The organism is Limnohabitans sp. 2KL-27 (assembly GCF_001269345.1).
Lineage (GTDB): Bacteria > Pseudomonadota > Gammaproteobacteria > Burkholderiales > Burkholderiaceae_C > Limnohabitans_A.
Map to the genome: position 1 here is coordinate 2,073,257 of NZ_CXOP01000002.1, position 15,460 is coordinate 2,088,716.

At 59.6% G+C, this 15,460-nt stretch carries 19 protein-coding genes; 13 read left to right on the forward strand and 6 right to left on the reverse strand.

Annotated elements, in window-relative coordinates:
- Nucleotides 1–33: 33 nt before the first annotated feature.
- Together LHAB_RS12805 and LHAB_RS12810 are read right to left on the reverse strand one after the other, a co-directional pair.
- A complete protein-coding gene (locus LHAB_RS12805; protein ID WP_228763428.1) occupies nucleotides 34–423 on the reverse strand; it encodes a surface-adhesin E family protein in 390 nt (129 codons plus the stop codon).
- A gap of 29 nt (nucleotides 424–452) precedes the next feature.
- Nucleotides 453–1,379: a lipid II:glycine glycyltransferase FemX gene (locus tag LHAB_RS12810; protein ID WP_090047964.1), complete on the reverse strand. Its 927-nt coding sequence runs from the start codon at nucleotides 1,377–1,379 to the stop codon at nucleotides 453–455.
- 80 nt (nucleotides 1,380–1,459) lie between these two features.
- Here LHAB_RS12810 and LHAB_RS12815 point away from each other — a divergent pair, with 80 nt between their 5' ends.
- The 4 genes from LHAB_RS12815 to LHAB_RS12830 all read left to right on the forward strand — a co-directional run bounded on the left by LHAB_RS12815 (nucleotide 1,460) and on the right by LHAB_RS12830 (nucleotide 4,094).
- On the forward strand, nucleotides 1,460–1,648 hold the full coding sequence (locus LHAB_RS12815) for a hypothetical protein (protein WP_090047966.1): 189 nt from the start codon (nucleotides 1,460–1,462) through the stop codon (nucleotides 1,646–1,648).
- A 15-nt stretch (nucleotides 1,649–1,663) separates the two neighbouring features.
- Complete coding sequence (motA, locus tag LHAB_RS12820; protein WP_090046903.1) at nucleotides 1,664–2,527, forward strand: flagellar motor stator protein MotA; 864 nt, start codon at nucleotides 1,664–1,666, stop codon at nucleotides 2,525–2,527.
- Nucleotides 2,527–3,513 carry a flagellar motor protein MotB gene (locus tag LHAB_RS12825; RefSeq protein ID WP_090046905.1) on the forward strand — a complete coding sequence of 329 codons (987 nt, stop codon included), beginning with the start codon at nucleotides 2,527–2,529 and terminating at the stop codon, nucleotides 3,511–3,513. Before motA ends, LHAB_RS12825 begins: the two co-directional genes overlap by 1 nt.
- 83 nt (nucleotides 3,514–3,596) lie before the next feature.
- Complete coding sequence (locus LHAB_RS12830) at nucleotides 3,597–4,094, forward strand: hypothetical protein (protein WP_090046907.1); 498 nt, start codon at nucleotides 3,597–3,599, stop codon at nucleotides 4,092–4,094.
- Between the two features lie 53 nt (nucleotides 4,095–4,147).
- On the opposite strand, the gene LHAB_RS12835 is transcribed toward LHAB_RS12830, so the two are convergent.
- Nucleotides 4,148–5,389 carry a sigma-54 interaction domain-containing protein gene (locus LHAB_RS12835; RefSeq protein WP_090046908.1) on the reverse strand — a complete coding sequence of 414 codons (1,242 nt, stop codon included), beginning with the start codon at nucleotides 5,387–5,389 and terminating at the stop codon, nucleotides 4,148–4,150.
- A gap of 330 nt (nucleotides 5,390–5,719) precedes the next feature.
- On the opposite strand from LHAB_RS12835, the gene LHAB_RS12840 reads away from it, so the two are divergent.
- The 5 genes from LHAB_RS12840 to LHAB_RS12860 are packed head-to-tail and all read left to right on the forward strand — an operon-like array spanning nucleotide 5,720 to nucleotide 9,505.
- Entirely contained in the window at nucleotides 5,720–6,202 is a 483-nt protein-coding gene (locus LHAB_RS12840; protein WP_090046910.1) for an LPP20 family lipoprotein, read from the forward strand.
- A gap of 4 nt (nucleotides 6,203–6,206) precedes the next feature.
- Complete coding sequence (locus LHAB_RS12845; protein ID WP_090046912.1) at nucleotides 6,207–7,481, forward strand: hypothetical protein; 1,275 nt, start codon at nucleotides 6,207–6,209, stop codon at nucleotides 7,479–7,481.
- A gap of 36 nt (nucleotides 7,482–7,517) precedes the next feature.
- Nucleotides 7,518–8,087 (forward strand): hypothetical protein, encoded by a 570-nt coding sequence (locus LHAB_RS12850; protein WP_194943176.1) that lies wholly within the window; start codon nucleotides 7,518–7,520, stop codon nucleotides 8,085–8,087.
- A gap of 21 nt (nucleotides 8,088–8,108) precedes the next feature.
- Complete coding sequence (locus tag LHAB_RS12855) at nucleotides 8,109–9,227, forward strand: flagellar hook-length control protein FliK (protein WP_090046916.1); 1,119 nt, start codon at nucleotides 8,109–8,111, stop codon at nucleotides 9,225–9,227.
- A complete protein-coding gene (locus LHAB_RS12860) occupies nucleotides 9,224–9,505 on the forward strand; it encodes an EscU/YscU/HrcU family type III secretion system export apparatus switch protein (protein ID WP_090046918.1) in 282 nt (93 codons plus the stop codon). The genes LHAB_RS12855 and LHAB_RS12860 overlap by 4 nt, the downstream gene beginning before the upstream one ends.
- 68 nt (nucleotides 9,506–9,573) lie before the next feature.
- Here LHAB_RS12860 and LHAB_RS12865 read toward each other — a convergent pair whose 3' ends face one another.
- From LHAB_RS12865 to flgA, 3 genes are all read right to left on the reverse strand, one after another.
- Nucleotides 9,574–10,005 carry a flagellar protein FlgN gene (locus LHAB_RS12865; RefSeq protein ID WP_090046920.1) on the reverse strand — a complete coding sequence of 144 codons (432 nt, stop codon included), beginning with the start codon at nucleotides 10,003–10,005 and terminating at the stop codon, nucleotides 9,574–9,576.
- Between the two features lie 7 nt (nucleotides 10,006–10,012).
- Nucleotides 10,013–10,315 (reverse strand): flagellar biosynthesis anti-sigma factor FlgM, encoded by a 303-nt coding sequence (flgM, locus tag LHAB_RS12870; protein WP_090046922.1) that lies wholly within the window; start codon nucleotides 10,313–10,315, stop codon nucleotides 10,013–10,015.
- Between the two features lie 136 nt (nucleotides 10,316–10,451).
- A complete protein-coding gene (flgA, locus tag LHAB_RS12875; protein ID WP_090046924.1) occupies nucleotides 10,452–11,249 on the reverse strand; it encodes a flagellar basal body P-ring formation chaperone FlgA in 798 nt (265 codons plus the stop codon).
- Between the two features lie 297 nt (nucleotides 11,250–11,546).
- Here flgA and flgB point away from each other — a divergent pair, with 297 nt between their 5' ends.
- The 4 genes from flgB to LHAB_RS12895 are packed head-to-tail and all read left to right on the forward strand — an operon-like array spanning nucleotide 11,547 to nucleotide 15,443.
- The gene (gene flgB / locus LHAB_RS12880) at nucleotides 11,547–11,936 is read left to right on the forward strand and encodes a flagellar basal body rod protein FlgB (protein WP_090046926.1); all 390 of its coding nucleotides are present in this window, start codon (nucleotides 11,547–11,549) and stop codon (nucleotides 11,934–11,936) included.
- Between the two features lie 2 nt (nucleotides 11,937–11,938).
- On the forward strand, nucleotides 11,939–12,364 hold the full coding sequence (gene flgC / locus LHAB_RS12885) for a flagellar basal body rod protein FlgC (RefSeq protein WP_090046927.1): 426 nt from the start codon (nucleotides 11,939–11,941) through the stop codon (nucleotides 12,362–12,364).
- Nucleotides 12,365–12,378: 14 nt separating this feature from the next.
- The gene (locus LHAB_RS12890; RefSeq protein WP_090046930.1) at nucleotides 12,379–13,068 is read left to right on the forward strand and encodes a flagellar hook assembly protein FlgD; all 690 of its coding nucleotides are present in this window, start codon (nucleotides 12,379–12,381) and stop codon (nucleotides 13,066–13,068) included.
- Nucleotides 13,069–13,109: 41 nt separating this feature from the next.
- On the forward strand, nucleotides 13,110–15,443 hold the full coding sequence (locus LHAB_RS12895; RefSeq protein WP_090046931.1) for a flagellar hook-basal body complex protein: 2,334 nt from the start codon (nucleotides 13,110–13,112) through the stop codon (nucleotides 15,441–15,443).
- Nucleotides 15,444–15,460: the final 17 nt, after the last annotated feature.

A 15,460-nucleotide genomic window follows, 5' to 3' on the forward strand; every position in this document is an offset into this window, starting at 1 on the left:
ACACCGCTTGGAAATGGCGCTTTGGCTTGGGACTTACTCGATGCACACGGCAATGTAGGTGAGCACGAAAACCCCATTGGGTGGGATTTTTCGCCAGTACCCCATCTCGTTGACGGTGGCGACTTTGCTGCCCGTCATTTTGGGGCCGGAAAAACTGGTCATCTGCCCCATGCGGTGCATTTTGTAAGTGCAGTCGTACTCGTTGAGGTAGCGCCTGGAGCGGACACCGTCGGAATCGGGGGCCTTGAGGTCCTGCATTTCCCAAACCCGGCGAATGTTGTCGTCTCGCTCGATGCTGTTGCGGTTCACATAAAGCGTCACTTCAGCGGTTTCACCAATGCGGGTCCAGGCCCAAGAAGACACCGGGGCCAAACTGCCCAACACAGCCACACAGCAGCAACCCAAACGAAGCAAGGCACGCATTGAAACCCCTGACAAAGTCATGTTTGTTCTCAAAAGTAAGTCCCCGCGAGGGTCACGGCACGACCGCCCGTGCCCAATTTGAAGCGCGAGATGCCGGGCAAATCGTGGGTGTTGACGCCCCCCAGATCGAGCACCTGCATGCCCTCACCCTGCAAATAAGCCATGGCTTGCCACAACAAGGCGTTGTGGGCATTGAGCTGCCGGCCCTCGTTGTCAGCCCATCCCATATGGTAACTGGCCACTCGGCCATGGATCAAAAACAGCATCCCGGCCACGGAGTTCTTGCCCAGCTCGGCATAGGCCACCACAAAGGCCTGCCGGGGGTCTGCCGAAGCGGCGATGTAGGCCTGCACAAAATCGGTGGGCAGGCCATGGAATTTTTTGGCCTCCCGCTGGGCTTGCTCCTGAGCCAGAAGCCATTGACAGCGCTTGAGACTGGGCGTCACATGGACCCGGAGCTTTTCATTCGAGAGCACCTTGTTCAGGCGGTTGCGCCATTTGCCCTCCAGCTGGGCCTTCAAAGTGGCCAGCGGCATCGTCAAGTCCAGCAGCACAGTGGCGTAACCGGTCATCACCCGCGACATGCCCTGCGTTTCAACCGGGTCCAGCTCTTGGGCTGTGCGATCGGGCGAAAACAAGGTCACCCTCAGGCGCGGCAAAGGCATCGACTGCCGCAGGCGCTTGTAAATTTCAGCGCGTTGAGCGGGGCCCACGTCGGGCAGAAAAACGGGACCCCGCGTGCAAGAGGCCAAGGAGATGTAACCCAGCATGCGCTTGCACATGAACTGGGCGATGGCCACCAGTCGGCCCTCCTCCCAGACCATGGCGCGCTGCAGGGTCACACCCAATGTCTTCAGCGCCTCTGCATACGCCCAAGATTGCTGCAACGCACCCTGATGGGCCGAATGAAATTCTTCCCATTCGGCCTGCGGCAAGAGGTCCCATCTCACATCCATATCGTCATAATAGGCAAATTTTTCAAATTCACTCAAGATACCCCATTTGCGTCCGATGAATACAGGTGTCAATGGAAAAAATGAGCGAATCATCCACCAAAGACCACACCATCCTGGGCCATGACATCCCGAAAGCCCGTCTGACGTTTTCGGGTTGGGCCTGGGGGGCGCTGTATGTGGGTTTGCCCATCCTCTTGCTGGGCAATTTGATGGATTTCTTTTTCCAATGGACATTGGGTTGGTGCATCGGCATTTGGTGCATTGTCTAGCTTTAAAGGGCCAGCATGTTTTTCTTCATCGGTTTAGCGGTTGTGTTTGGTGCGGTGTTTGGCGGCTACGTCATCGCGGGCGGCAAAATGGCGCCCATCATCAAGGCCGCGCCTTTCGAATTTTTGATCATCGGTGGGTCCGCCATTGGGGCCTCGCTGGTGGCCAACAGTTTTCCGGTCTTCAAAGCGGCATTTGCCGGCATTGGCAAATGCATCAAAGGACCCAGCTTTCACCAAGCCGACTACTTGGCACTGATGCTGCTGGTGGGCAAGCTGCAAACCGTGATGAAAAAAGAAGGCGTGGTTGCGCTCGAATCCCACGTTGAAAACCCAGACTCCAGCCCTATTTTTGGCGAATTTCCCAAATTGGCAAAAGACCATTCGATCGTTCAGATGATCTGCGATCCTTTGCGCCTGATGGTCATTTCGCAGGGCAATCTGGATGCCGACGCGCTGGACGACCTGATGAAAAAAGCCATCAAAGTGCACCACCACGAGGCTTTGCTGGCCCCTGGCGCACTGGCTGGCATTGCCGGTGGTTTGCCGGCTCTGGGTATCGTGGCCTGCGTGCTGGGTGTGGTGAAAACCATGGGCTCGATCGACCAACCCCCGCCCGTGCTGGGCGCGCTGATTGGCTCGGCCCTGGTGGGCACGCTGATGGGCGTGTTTTTGGCCTACGGCATGTTCGAGCCCTTCTCGGGCCGACTGACCCAAATCATCAACGAAGACGCACAAGCCTTCGATGTGATTCGGGAAATGATCGTCGGCAACCTCAAGGGTTACCCACAACCCCTGGTCATCGAGTCGGCCAGAGCCTGTATTGCCCACCACAACCAACCGAGCTTCTCTGAAGTCTTTGACGGCATGCGAGGATCCTGATGGCCGAACCCGACAAAGCCGCCGCAGGAACACCCGAAGAAGTCGCTGCAGCAGAAGCTGCGGCAGCGGCGGAGGCCTTGCGGCCGATCATCATCGTCAAAAAAATCATTGCAGACGACGGCCATGCGGGTGCGCACGGCGGTGCCTGGAAGATTGCCCTGGCCGACATGATGACGGCCATGATGGCCTTTTTCTTGTTGATGTGGCTTTTGGGTGCCAGCAACGAAGACAAACGCAAAAGCGTGGCCGACTATTTCAGGCCCGCGTCCCACAGCCAAATCGCCTTCGGTGAATTGGCGGGCTCCAACGGTTTGTTTGGGGGCAAATCCATCATCGACACCGACGGCTTTCCGTTCACGGCCAAACAAACCGCCATGCTCGAGCGCTTGACGCCGCAGGCCCAAGGTGGCCCGGCTGAGAGTTTTGGCTCGTCCAAAGAAGAGAACAACAAGGACGGCCCCTCCGAGCAGGACCCCGGCAAGGAAAGTGGCACGGGCACGCCCAGCCAAAAGCAGGACAAGGAAAATTTCGACAAACTCGAAAAAGAGATCAAGCAAAAACTGTCCGAGAGCAAGCAGTTTGAAAAGATCAAAGACCAGGTCAGCATCACACGTGAGAAGGAAGGCCTGCGCATCGAGGTGATCGACAAGGCCGACTTCGCCATGTATGGCTCGGGTGGTGCAGAAATGGGGGCCAAAGCTGCTGCCCTCATGGCCGAAGTGGCCAAATCGCTCAAGCCACTGCCCAACAAATTGGCCATTCGTGGACACACCGACAGCACCGGCTTCCCGCCCGAAAGCATGCGCAACAATTGGTCCTTATCGACCGAACGGGCCGATGCCACGCGCCAGTTCATGCAGTCGCAGGGCATCAGTGCCAACCGGTTCACGCGCATTGAAGGGGTGGCAGACACCAACCCCAACGTGCCCGGCAACCCGGCCGACCCGAGAAACCGCCGCGTCAGCATCACCGTGCTCAACCAGTGACCGTGTCTGAGCAGACGCGGCAAGGCTTCCCCTATGATGTGTGGTCACCCTAGCCCGAATCACCCCCTGCAAGAGGTTCATCCATGTTGAAAAATATTGCCATCGGCATCGCCATCGGCCTTTTGGTGATGGGCGGTATCTGGGGCCTTGTGCACCTCATGGGTGACAACGGCACGCCGCCAGCACTGAGCAGCGAAAGCATGCCGGGGGGCAACAAAGGGGTGGTCGATCTGATTTGCGAACTGGAGCTGGACCTCGACGGTCAACTGGCCCTGGGCATCAAGGAGAACGAACCCTCCAGAATCACCATGGCCCAGATCGATTTCGAGAAAAATTCAGGCTGGTACCAAGGCAGGATTGCCATCTCCGAAAGCCGCGCGGGCACCCTCAGCCTGATGGGCTCGCGCATGAAAATTTATCGACCCGCCATGTTCCAGCGCTTTGGCGTCATGATCACGGGCGAAGAATTTGTGGTGGACCGCAAAACAGGCAGTTTTGTGCAATCCCTGAGTCTGCAGGATGGCCGAAACGTCAAACTGATCAAAGGTACCTGCGCCAAAGTGATCAAGCCGCCCTTCTGATCGGCGTGCAAGGAGGGCTCAGGTCCCGCACCTGAACCCTGTGCCCGGCCACCTCAAGCGACGCCGCGCAGTTCGTATTTGTTGATCTTCTCGATCAATGTGGTCCTTTGCAGCTGCAGCAGTTTGGCAGTTTGGGACACATTGCCTTGGGTGCGGGCCAGCGCCTGCTCAATCAAACTGCGCTCGACCTCCACCAGATGCTGCTTGAGCGACATGCCCTCGGGCGGCAGCGTCTGAATGCCTTGCGCCAGCAAGATGGCCTGTTCCACATCGTTGATTTCATCGTTGGATGCCGACAGCGGCGCGGGACTGAAGAACTTGACCGGCAAGCTCGACGAGCTCGCTGGGCTGGCCAACAAATGCGACATCGGATCGTCCTCGTCCTCGAAAGGCGAGCTCGCTTGGTCCTGCGCTGGGCTGGGCCCCACCTGCGACACGCCCGCGGACGCGCTGAGTGTTGGCGGGAAGGTCGCGGCAGCGGTCAATCCGTTCTGAGCCAGCCATTGGGCCTGCAAGGCCGCCAAACCCAGAGGCATCATGCACGCGGCCACGGTCTGGACCTGCAACAACTGCGCCGGATACAAGGTGGAAAAACGGTCCACCAAATTGGACAACTCGCGCACATTGCCAGGCCAAGCATAGGCCTGCAGCAGCGCCATCATCTCGGGTGAAAAGCGAACGCCTTTCCCCTTGGGCAAAGCGTGCTTGTCGGCGTAAAAATTCAGCAAGGCGGCCACGTCAGCCGGACGCTCGCGCAGCGGTGTGGTGACGACCGGCAAGACATTGATGCGGTAGTACAAATCCTCCCTGAAACGCCCGGCCTCGACTTCGGTTTCCAGCTTCTTGTGGGTCGCAGCCACCACACGCACATCGATGGGCACCTCTTTGGACGCGCCCACAGGCAAGATGCAACGCTCTTGCAAGACCCGCAGCAACTTGACCTGCATGTCCATGGGCAAGTCACCGATTTCATCCAGAAACAGCGTGCCGCCATGCGCCAACTCGAAACGACCCAAGCGGTCAGAGACCGCGCCGGTGAAACTGCCCTTGCGGTGACCAAACAATTCGCTCTCGATCAAATCACGGGGAATGGCGCCGCAGTTGATCGGCACAAAAGGGCCGCTGGCGCGAGGCCCTTGCATGTGCAGGGCCTGCGCCACCAACTCCTTGCCCGTGCCACTTTCACCCGTGATGAGCGCTGTCGATGACGAGGCCGACAAGGTCTGGATCAACTCCCGCAGGAACAAGGTGGCCTGGCTGTCACCGATGATGAGGGGTTTGGCGTTGGATTTCATCTGCAAATGACTCGGTTTTTGTCGCGGGCGTTGGGACGCACGTTTCTCACAGCAGGCTGAAAAATCGACGTATCAAAATTGATTTAAACGTAAATACCGAGTTTATAAATCAGTAATGATGATTTAAGCAAGAAATAACAATAAGTATATTAAACAAGGAATCAATACAGCGCGTATTGAATATTTTTGCCGTACACCCATGCCTTCGACGTGCGGTGTGGTCTGGTCCATGCGCTCAAGATGTGGCCCCTGCTGCCGATACTTCAGTCAAGATAAACCAACCGGGCCCACCACTTCGGAAAGCGCCGGGCTTGCCTCTGGAGTTTTAAGATGACCTTCACCCGACCTCTGGCCCTCGCGATGCTGTCCTTGGTGGCACTGACAGGCTGTCAATCGATACCGCTTCAAGCCCCCACCTCGGGTGCTGCCGCGCCGGCTTCCATGATCACGCCCATGGTCGAAAAACGCGAAACCCTGGTGGCCACCGGCTACGCCGTGGTCAGCGTGCAAAACCACAAAAACGCCGCCCAACAGCGCCTGTTGGCCATTCGGGCGTCCAAACTCGACGCTTACCGCTCACTCACCGAACAGGTCTACGGCCAGCAACTCGATGCCACCACCACCGTGGCCGACATGACCGTCATGAGCGACACCTTCCGGGCCAAGGTCGAGGGGGTGATTTATGGCGCTGTGCTGGTCAGCATTGCCCCGGTGGGTGAAGACACCTACGAAACCACCCTGTCGCTTGACCAACACGTGGTGCGAGACCTGCGCAGCCTGTACCTGAGCCAAATGGCGGCGCGCCGCCGCTGAAACCATGTTCACGCAACTGGCACCCTCCAAGCCCATGCGCTCGGCCACCCACCTCCTCACACGCCCGCTGGCCGCCACCCTGCGCCTGAGCCATGGTGTGGCCGTGGCGCTTTTGTGCACGGCCGCTGCAGGGGTCCAAGCGCAAAACACCGCGACCGCCCCGACCGATTCGCGCCAGCTGGAAAGACCCCAGACGTCCATGCCCAGCCGAGCCGGCCGCTCGCCGTCGGCCAAACAACACGAAGCCCAGCTCGAAGCGATTCGGCAGGCGATTTTGCAAGCCACCATGGAGCGCCCCACGCGCGTGCTCAGCAACGCCTGGATCGACGACAAAGGCGCACTCCACGAAAGCGCCCACTTCCAATCCGAGGCCCAAGTGCGCGGTGTGCGCGTGCTCGCCTATTTGCAAGACGAACACGATGCCGCCCCCCAAGTGAGCGCCGAAGTGCTGCCATGGGGCTGGCGCGAGGCCCGCACCCAGGCCACCGAATGCAAAGCCCCGCCGCGGCCCTGGCGCTTGCCCTTGGTGCTGCAAACCCAGGTTGAGCAGGGTTTTGCCGGCACACAACAATTCGCCAGCCAATCCTTGATGCACATCGCCAGCCAGTCCTGGGCGCAACAGATGCAGGCCTCGCAGCGCTGGCGTGTCCAGCACAAGGCCACGCCACCCGAGAACGCTTACATGCGCGCACTCACGGGCCCCAGCGACAGCCCGACCGGCTGGACCGCCGAGCTCTCGCTCAAGCCCCATGCGCCTGCCCCAGGCTTCAGCATGCGCCAAGCTTGGCACGACCTGAACCAGAACGAAAATGACTGGCGCTGGACCTTGAGCTTCACACTGGGCGAGCGCCACGCCAGCCACGGGCCCATCGAGCCACGCTGGCAGATCCAACAGGTCATCACGGTCAATCCTCAGGCCGTCGGTCAAAACCCAAGCGCCTGGGTCCATCGCCTCAAGGAACAAGTGCAGCAACACATGCAAGCCTGGGTCAAGCAGCTGGACAAGCGCTCGGAGTGCGAACCTGTCCAATTCCATGTGCGCCGCAGCGGCCAGGAAGGTCTGCAACTGCAAGCCGGCTTCGACAGTGGTTTGCGTGCGGGCGACCGTGTCCTGCTCGTCAACCCCAGCCACATTCCCAGCCAGATGCTGGAGCCTGGCGCCACCCAGCACCTGGCCCTGGCCCAAGTGGTCAAGGTGGGCCCAGAGCGCACCGAGCTGCAGCAACTGGCCGGTCCGGCTTTGGCCGCACAAGGGCACTGGATGGCCCTGCCCCTTTAAACTGGTTTGCCTGAACTGAACCCTTGAACTGCCGCCATGCGCCACCACCCTATGCCACCACCTGCCATGACCGCCCTGTCCAGCCCCTTTGCCCAGCACAGCCCCCACGCGCTGGCCAGCTGGCTGCTGATCGGCGCTGTGGCCGTCTTCGGCGCCTACCCGGCCCAAGCCGCAGAGACCTCGGCCGCCGCCGCCTCTGCGCTCAAGGTTCTGAGCACGCCGCTGAGCGATGCAGGCAGCGCAAGCAGTGGCTCGCAGGCGAGCCCGACCGCCACAGCGGGCAAACACCCGGCTGCCAGCATCACGGTACAAAAAGGCGAAAGCATCGATGCCGCCATCCGCCGTGGCCTGCCAGGCCTGGCCCTCAACGAAGAGTTCATGCGCCAAGCCTTGGCCAAGGCCAACCCTCGGATCTTCCCGAAAGGACGAACCTACCCCGTGCGGCCGGGCACCGTGTTGTTGATGCCCACGCACGAGGCCCTGCGCCAGCAAGTTCTGTTGCAATACCCGCAAACGGCGGCCTTGTTCCAAACCGCCCACGAGCCCGCCGAGTCGTCGCCAGCTGCTGCCGGCCCCGACAAACGCCGCTGGGTGCGTTTTCCTTGACCCCCTGAGCACGGGTTTCGCATGATCACAGGGGCTGAAACCGCCCACCTCAACCCCAAAACGCCCACCATTTACCTCGAGGGCAAGCTGCCGCTGGTCATCGAAAAAACCGCCGCCGAACTGGGTTTGCGCGATGGTCAGGTGGTGCAAGGCACCATCGAATCGAAAATCCACGCCCTGCGCTTGATCTTGAAAGGCCCTCAACCAGGTCAAGCAGGGGCCCACATTGACCTGCCCAAAGACCTGCCCGCAGGTCTGCGTCTGGCCGCAGGCGACACCGCCTTGTTCCGGGTGCAGGTCCTGGCCGATGGCAACTTGCTGCTGCGTTTCCTGCAGGCCGCGCCCGCCACTGCGGCGCCCGCCCCCCCTGCCCCGACCTCCTGGCCTGGAAGAACCGAACAACTGGGCTTCAGACCCCCGGACATGCAGGCCTTGACGCAATTGCTGCGCCCGGGTGTGCTCGACAGCATGCTCCAAGGCCTGAGCGCATCGGCGCCCGAGCTGGGCGCCCTGCAGCAATGGCTCAAACAGCGCACCAGCATGGCCCAGCTCAGCCCCGAAAAACTGCAGCAAGCCATGCAGCGCAGCGGCTTCATGACGGAAAACTTGCTCACGCAAGGCCTGGGCGCGGGGCTGACCGATCTCAAAAGTGTTTTGCGGCAACTGCTGCGCAGCGGCGCCGCCATGGACAAAGACGGCCTGATCGGCGACAGCTTGGACGACATCGAATCGCGGCAACTGCTGGCCAGCGAAACCCTGAGCGGGCGCGAATGGGTGTTTTCGATGATGCTGCCCTTCGCCGATGCCGAGCCCGTGGCGCTGCGCCTGGTGCGCGGCAGGCGACAGCCCGGACAGGACAAACCGCCTTTGGTGATCCACCTGCACACCCGCAACCGCGATTTGGGCGAAATCTGGCTGCAAACCCGCATCAGCGCGCAAACCGAGGTGGACATGGTCATGTGGGCCGCACGCGAAGACGTGGCGCAAAGGGCCCAGGCCATGGCCGCCAATCTGGCGCAGGAACTCGACAGTGCGGGGCTGAACATGACCCGGCTGCAAATCATCCATGGCCAAGGTCCACAAGCGCCCATGCCCTATGCCCCCCCCGACACGGGCAGCTTGGTGGACGTGCACACATGAAAGCCCCCCTCAAGGAAGCCCTCGCACTGGAATACGGGGCCCGCAAAACCCCGGTCATCAGCGCCAAAGGGCAGGACGACCTGGCCCAAAAAATCATCGAAGAAGCGTTGAAACACGGGGTCTATGTGGCGCAAGACCCGCAATTGCTGGCCCTGCTCAGCCGTGTGGACCTGGACGCCGAAATTCCGCCCGAGATGTACACGGCGGTGGCGGTCATTTTGTCGTGGGTGTATTGGCTCAAGGGCATGCGCCCTGGCGATGAGAAAAAGGCCCCTTGAAAGGCGGTTTCGCAGCACCATCGTCGAAATCGGCTTGGGCGCTGTGTGCACCCCGCTCGGCTCAGGCCTCAGGCCAGCTGATAACCCCAGACACCCGGGCGACGGGCGATCTGGCCCATGCGGTCGTACAGATCCACAGCGGGGGCGGCCGATTCGCCCTGCAAGGCCTGCAAAGTGCCTTTGACCGCCTGCAACTGGCGCTGCAAAAGCTGGATGTTGCGCAGATGGTCTTGTTTGCTTTGCTGCAAACTGTCCTGAATCTGTTGCCACAGGGCCGGCACAGGCGCTTGCATTGCGGCCCATTCGGCCAGAGCCGCCAAGCGTTGCAACAACAGAGTTTTGTCGACTTGAATCGCCTCAAAAGCCGCCAAGTCACGGATTTTCAGGGCTTCAAACTCCAGACCCAGAAGTTCCCCCAGACGGGCTGCGTCCTGCGGCGCATCCAGCAAGGCCGCCTGCATGGCGGCTTGGGACGCATCGGTTCGGGTCATCTCGGTCATGGTGCGCTCAGCCTTTGATCATTTTCTCGATCGCGATGAAATTTTCAGCAATACGTCGCGAATCCAGCGGGTACTGCCCTTGCTGGATGGCCGTCTTGATGGCATCGACCTTGGCGCGGTCAAATTCGGGCTCTTGCATGGCTTGTTGGGCGATGTTGCTCAATCGCAACTCGTCCGTCGCGGGAGGAGCCGATCGCCCGACTTCCGACGGAGCTGACGCCAAAGCGCGCGGCTCACCCTTGGCCGCCGTCTGGCGGTTGGCTGAATCTATTTGGGCCTTGCGGCCGAAATGAGAGATGGGATCGGTCATGGTGTTTCTCTTTTCTGGTCTCTGGTCACGAATCTGAGACCCTTGTCGAATAGTGAATCGGCATGAGATTCTAGAACTTGAGCCCCAAAAAGAAATTTTTTGAATGTCACCCGGCAACGCCTTGGCGCCATCGACTTCACAAGCCCATCACCTGGTTGGGGCCTTGCACCCGGCCGCTCAATTCACGGCCAGAATCGCGATTTTTGAGCTTGATCTGCTCGCCAAATCGCCCATCTTGCATGGCCTCCACCCGGGCGGAGATCTGAAAACCCTGGGGCTGGCCCACCGACATCAAGACCATTTGCCCCCTTTTGACCAGCACCGTGGGCCGAATGTCTTGGCTGCGCAAGGGCACACCCGGCCTCACGTCCCGCACCACCTCGGCATGCAGCACCTCGGTGGTCTGTTCCAGCACATTCACGGGCATGACTGAAGCATCGACCTGGGCACGCTGAACATGAGTCTCATTGAGCACCATGCCGCGCTGCAAGGGCACGCTGGCCACCAAAACCCAGCGCTTGGCCGACTCGGGCGGGGTGTCGACTTTGGCTTGCGCTTGAATTGCGGGGGCTTTGCTCGCCACGCTGACGCGCACAAATTGCTGCCAAGCCGGACGCGCGCAGCGCACGCGAACCGTCTCGGCGCTGGAAAAAGGCACATCCATGGCCAGGGGCTTGTCACATGCCAGCACCTTGACCCGGGCATCCAAGGGCGCCAGCAAGACCTCGTCGGCCGACACTTTTCTCGATTGGGCCACCCAGTTTTTCACCGACGACTGCAGCACCTCCTGGGGCGAACCCGAAGGGCTGGCAGGTTTGGCCGGGTTGGCTGCAAAGGACGGGACACTGAACAGCCACACCACCAAGCCCAGCAAAAGACCCCGGGCGATCAAGAGATCCAGCAGGCGGCACAGCATTTGCAAAGCGTGATTCATATCGGTGTAGAAGTTTTGACAGTCGGGGGGGTTGCCTTGAGCTAAGCAAAAACAGGACCAACTTGGGCAAGCGGTCAAAACTGTCCCACCGGCAAGCCTTTGCCGCCCACGACCCCAGATTGCCGCTTCCTTGGCAAAAGGCCGGCATTTGCCCAGCGCAGACCCCTCAAAAGGTGACAGAAAAACTTGGCACAACTTTTGCAGCACTCGACACGAACCCGCTCAACTTGAGTGGACAACGTCAAAAGACCGACGGACCGAGATCATCGCAACCGAGTCAGTAGCTCAGGAGTCGAAATGAATTTGTTGAACCAAGCATTTGGCGTGCACGAACAGGCGTTGCAAGTCAAAAGCCGCCGCCTCGAAGTGTTGTCGCAAAACATCGCCAACGCCGACACCCCTTTTTACAAGGCCCGCGACATCGATTTCAAGGCCGTGATGAGCGCCGCCCAACAACAAGACACCGCCATGGCGGCCACCAACGCCGGGCACTTTGCGGCGGGAGATGAGCTGGGCCACGATGGCATGCGCTACCGCACCCCGTTCAACACCTCGTTTGACGGCAACACGGTCGAAATGAGCGTGGAACAAGCCCATTACGGCAAAGCGGCAGCCGATTACCAGGCCACCCTGCAATTTTTGGAAAACCGGGTCAGCAGCGTGCGCAAAGCCCTGCGAGGAGATTGATTATGAGCATGGACAACATTTTTGGCATCGCCGGCACTGCGCTGAACGCGCAGCTCACCCGCATGAACGCCACCGCCTCCAACCTGGCCAACGCAGGCACTGTGGCCAGCGAAGAAAAAGACGCCTTCCGGGCCAAACGACCTGTCTTCAAGGCGCTCGTGGACGAACAGATGACCAACGCGGGTGCGGCCTACGTGGGCGGCGTGAAGATTGACCGCATGGCCGATGACTCGGCACCGCCTCGCCGTGTGTCCGACCCCAAGAACCCCTTGGCCGACAAAGACGGTTATGTCTACCAGTCCAACGTCAGCGAAGTCACTGAAATGGTGGAAATGATGGCCGCCGCTCGCTCTTACCAGAACAACGTGGAAGTGATCAACACGGCACGTCAATTGATGATGCGCACCCTGGACCTCACCAAAGCCTGATTCGAAAGCACACCATGGCCACCGATACCGTCACCTCCTCCAGCCTGCTCAAGAACGTCTCTCGTTACGAAGACGTGAAAGACGCGGCCAAAAAAACCAGCGAAGACATGGGCAAGCAGGACTTCCTGACCCTGTTCACCGCCCAACTGCAAAACCAGAACCCCCTCGAGCCCGTCAAAAACGAGGCTTTCGTGGCCCAGTTGGCGCAGTTTTCCCAGCTCGAAGCCCTCACCAACATGCAAACCTCGCTGGACACATTCGTGACCTCCATGTCGGGTGAACGCATGCTCAACAGCGCCTCTCTCATCGGCAAAAAAGTGGCCGTCAGCGACGCTGCCACCTTGCTCACTTCGGGCAACACGATGGACGCCAGCATCGACCTGCCCATGGGGGCCAGTGGCGTGCAGATCAACGTCCATGACAGCCAGGGCCGTCTGGTGCAAGAGCTGATCGCAGGACCTCAACTGCCAGGCACCACCGCCGTGACATGGAACGGCAAAGACGCCTCCGAAAACCCCGTACCCACCGGCTTGTACCGCCTCAGCGCCGTGGCCGTCGTCAATGGCAAGACCACACCCGTACCGGTCAGCACCCTGTCGACCGTTCGCGCCATCTCGTCCAACCCAGGCGACGGCAGCGTCAGCGTCGAGCTCGATGGTGGCAAAACCTTGCTGCTCAGCGACGTCAAGCGCGTCGGCCTGTAAACCTCACATCCACACACCCCGAATTTCAGGAGCCCTCCAGCATGTCGTTCTACACCTCGCTCACCGGACTGAACTCTGCCACCGCGCAGTTGGCTGTCACTTCCAACAACATCGCCAACGTGGGCACCTCGGGCTTCAAGCGCTCACGGGCCGACTTTGGCGACATCTTCTCGACCTCGCCCCTGCAAAAGTCATCGAGCAACATTGGCCAGGGCGTCTCGCTCAAGCAAGTGAGCCAGGAGTTCAGCCAGGGCAACATCTCCACCTCGGGCAACTCGCTGGACCTGGCCATCACGGGTGACGGCTTCTTTCCATTGAAAACACCCGACGGCCTGCAAGACACCTACACCCGTAACGGCTCGTTCACCTTGAACGATCAAAACAACGTGGTCAACTCCACAGGACAGCGTCTGATGGCTGCCTCAGTGGACTCGTCCGGCAAAGCCGACTTGACCAACCTAAACGCCTTGACCATCCCATCCAAAACATCGGGCGAAGCCGTTGAAACCACCAAGATCCAGCTCGGCCTGAACTTACCCGCTGACTCGGCGGTGATCACCGCTGACTTTGACCGCACCAACCCCAGCACTTACAACAAAAGCACTGCGCTGACGGTGTACGACAGCGGCGGTAACGGTTACTTGGCCACGGTCTACTACGTCAAAACCCAAAACGCCACGCTGGACAGCCCCTACTCGAAATGGCAAACCTACTTCTTTGTGGGAGAGAGCGAAGTCAAGCCCGCCCTGCAACAGGCCACCGACAACCTGGGCAGCAATTATTTTGTGAACAAGTACGGCGATGTGTTACCTAAAAGCGACTCACGCGTCGTGCCCAGTTCTGGCACCACCGAGATGTACTCACTGGACCAACTGACCGACTTGCGTGCATCATCGCCAGCGAAAGCGGTGGGCTCAGCTCTGACCGAAGACGTTTACACCTCAGGCGCATATGTCACAGTACCTTCCGGTTCGGTGAGTTTCTCCATCACGGTCGATGGCCAGGAAACGGCAACTGCCATCACTTATACGCTGCAAGACATGGACGTCGACCCACAAGTGCTGGCTCGCAACCTTGAAATCAAAATCAACAACGTCTTGGGCGCCTTAGAAGATACAGAAGCCACCGATGACGCAGACGCGGTTGTCAACGCCCGCTATGGCATCACGGTCGAATTTGACACAGACACTGCGAAATTTTCCATTGCCTCCGGCACAACGGGTGACGATTCCAGCATCACGATCAGCGGAGCCGATACACAAGCCGAAACCCTTTTGGGGCTGGCAGAGTCAGACAACTTGACCGTGGCGGCTTCGACGACAGATGCATTGCGCGGCAAAGCCAGTGAGCCTGCCGTCTTGCGTGGTGAGATCATGACCATCAACACCGCCAAAAGCATCCAGGTCACCTCCTCCAACAAAGATTTCTTTGTGTCAGTGGACGGCATCGTCCAACAGATCGAACTGCCTTATCCCACCACCTACACCAGCATCGACAGCTTTACCGCCGCCTTGCAAGACCTGATCAACTCGATCGAGGATGAGGAAAATAACATGCCTGTGAATGTGTCGGGCGTGACAGTGGCTTTCGACACCCAAACCAAACAACTGGTCTTCACCACCGGCACCACCGGCAGTGATTCCGCCATCCAAGTCACCGGGTCCGCTGATTGGGGTTTGGAAGACACCGAAATGCAATTCGGTACCACCACCGAATGGGTCAAGCTGGCGCAATTCACGGAAAACGGCGCTTTGCAATACGTGAACAACGGTGTTCAAACCGAAGATGCCACCGGATTGTCCGACAAAACCGAGTGGTGGCCGGTGTACCTCGATCGCGGTGAGTTGAGCTTCGATCTGACAGGTAAACCCGTTTCGCCTTTAACGGACATGCCATTTGAAACCGCCTTCTTGCAAGGTGGTAAAGGTGCGCTGACCATGTCAATCGACTTCACCAAGTCGACCCAATACTCCAGCGCGTTCGCGGTGCTCTCGCAATCGCAAGACGGCGCCCCTGAAGGCGAGCTGATGGGCTTGAACATTGGCCCCGACGGATTGGTCAATGCCACCTACTCGAACGGCTCGCAGGTGTCACTGGGCAAGATCGTTTTAGCCAACTTCTCCAGCCCCTCCGGTTTGCGGCAGGTGGGTGATGCGAGTTACCTGGCCTCTGCTTCCTCTGGCGCAGCCAAGATTGGCGAAGCCGGTTCGGCTGGTTTCGGCTCGATCCGCGCGGGTGCCACCGAGCGCGCCAACGTGGATCTGACACAAGAGCTGGTGGACCTGATCACCGCCCAGCGGAACTTCCAGGCCAACGCCAAAGCGATCGAGACCAGCAGCACGATGACCAGCGCCATCATCAACATCCGTTCTTGATCGCCTGAAAACAACCC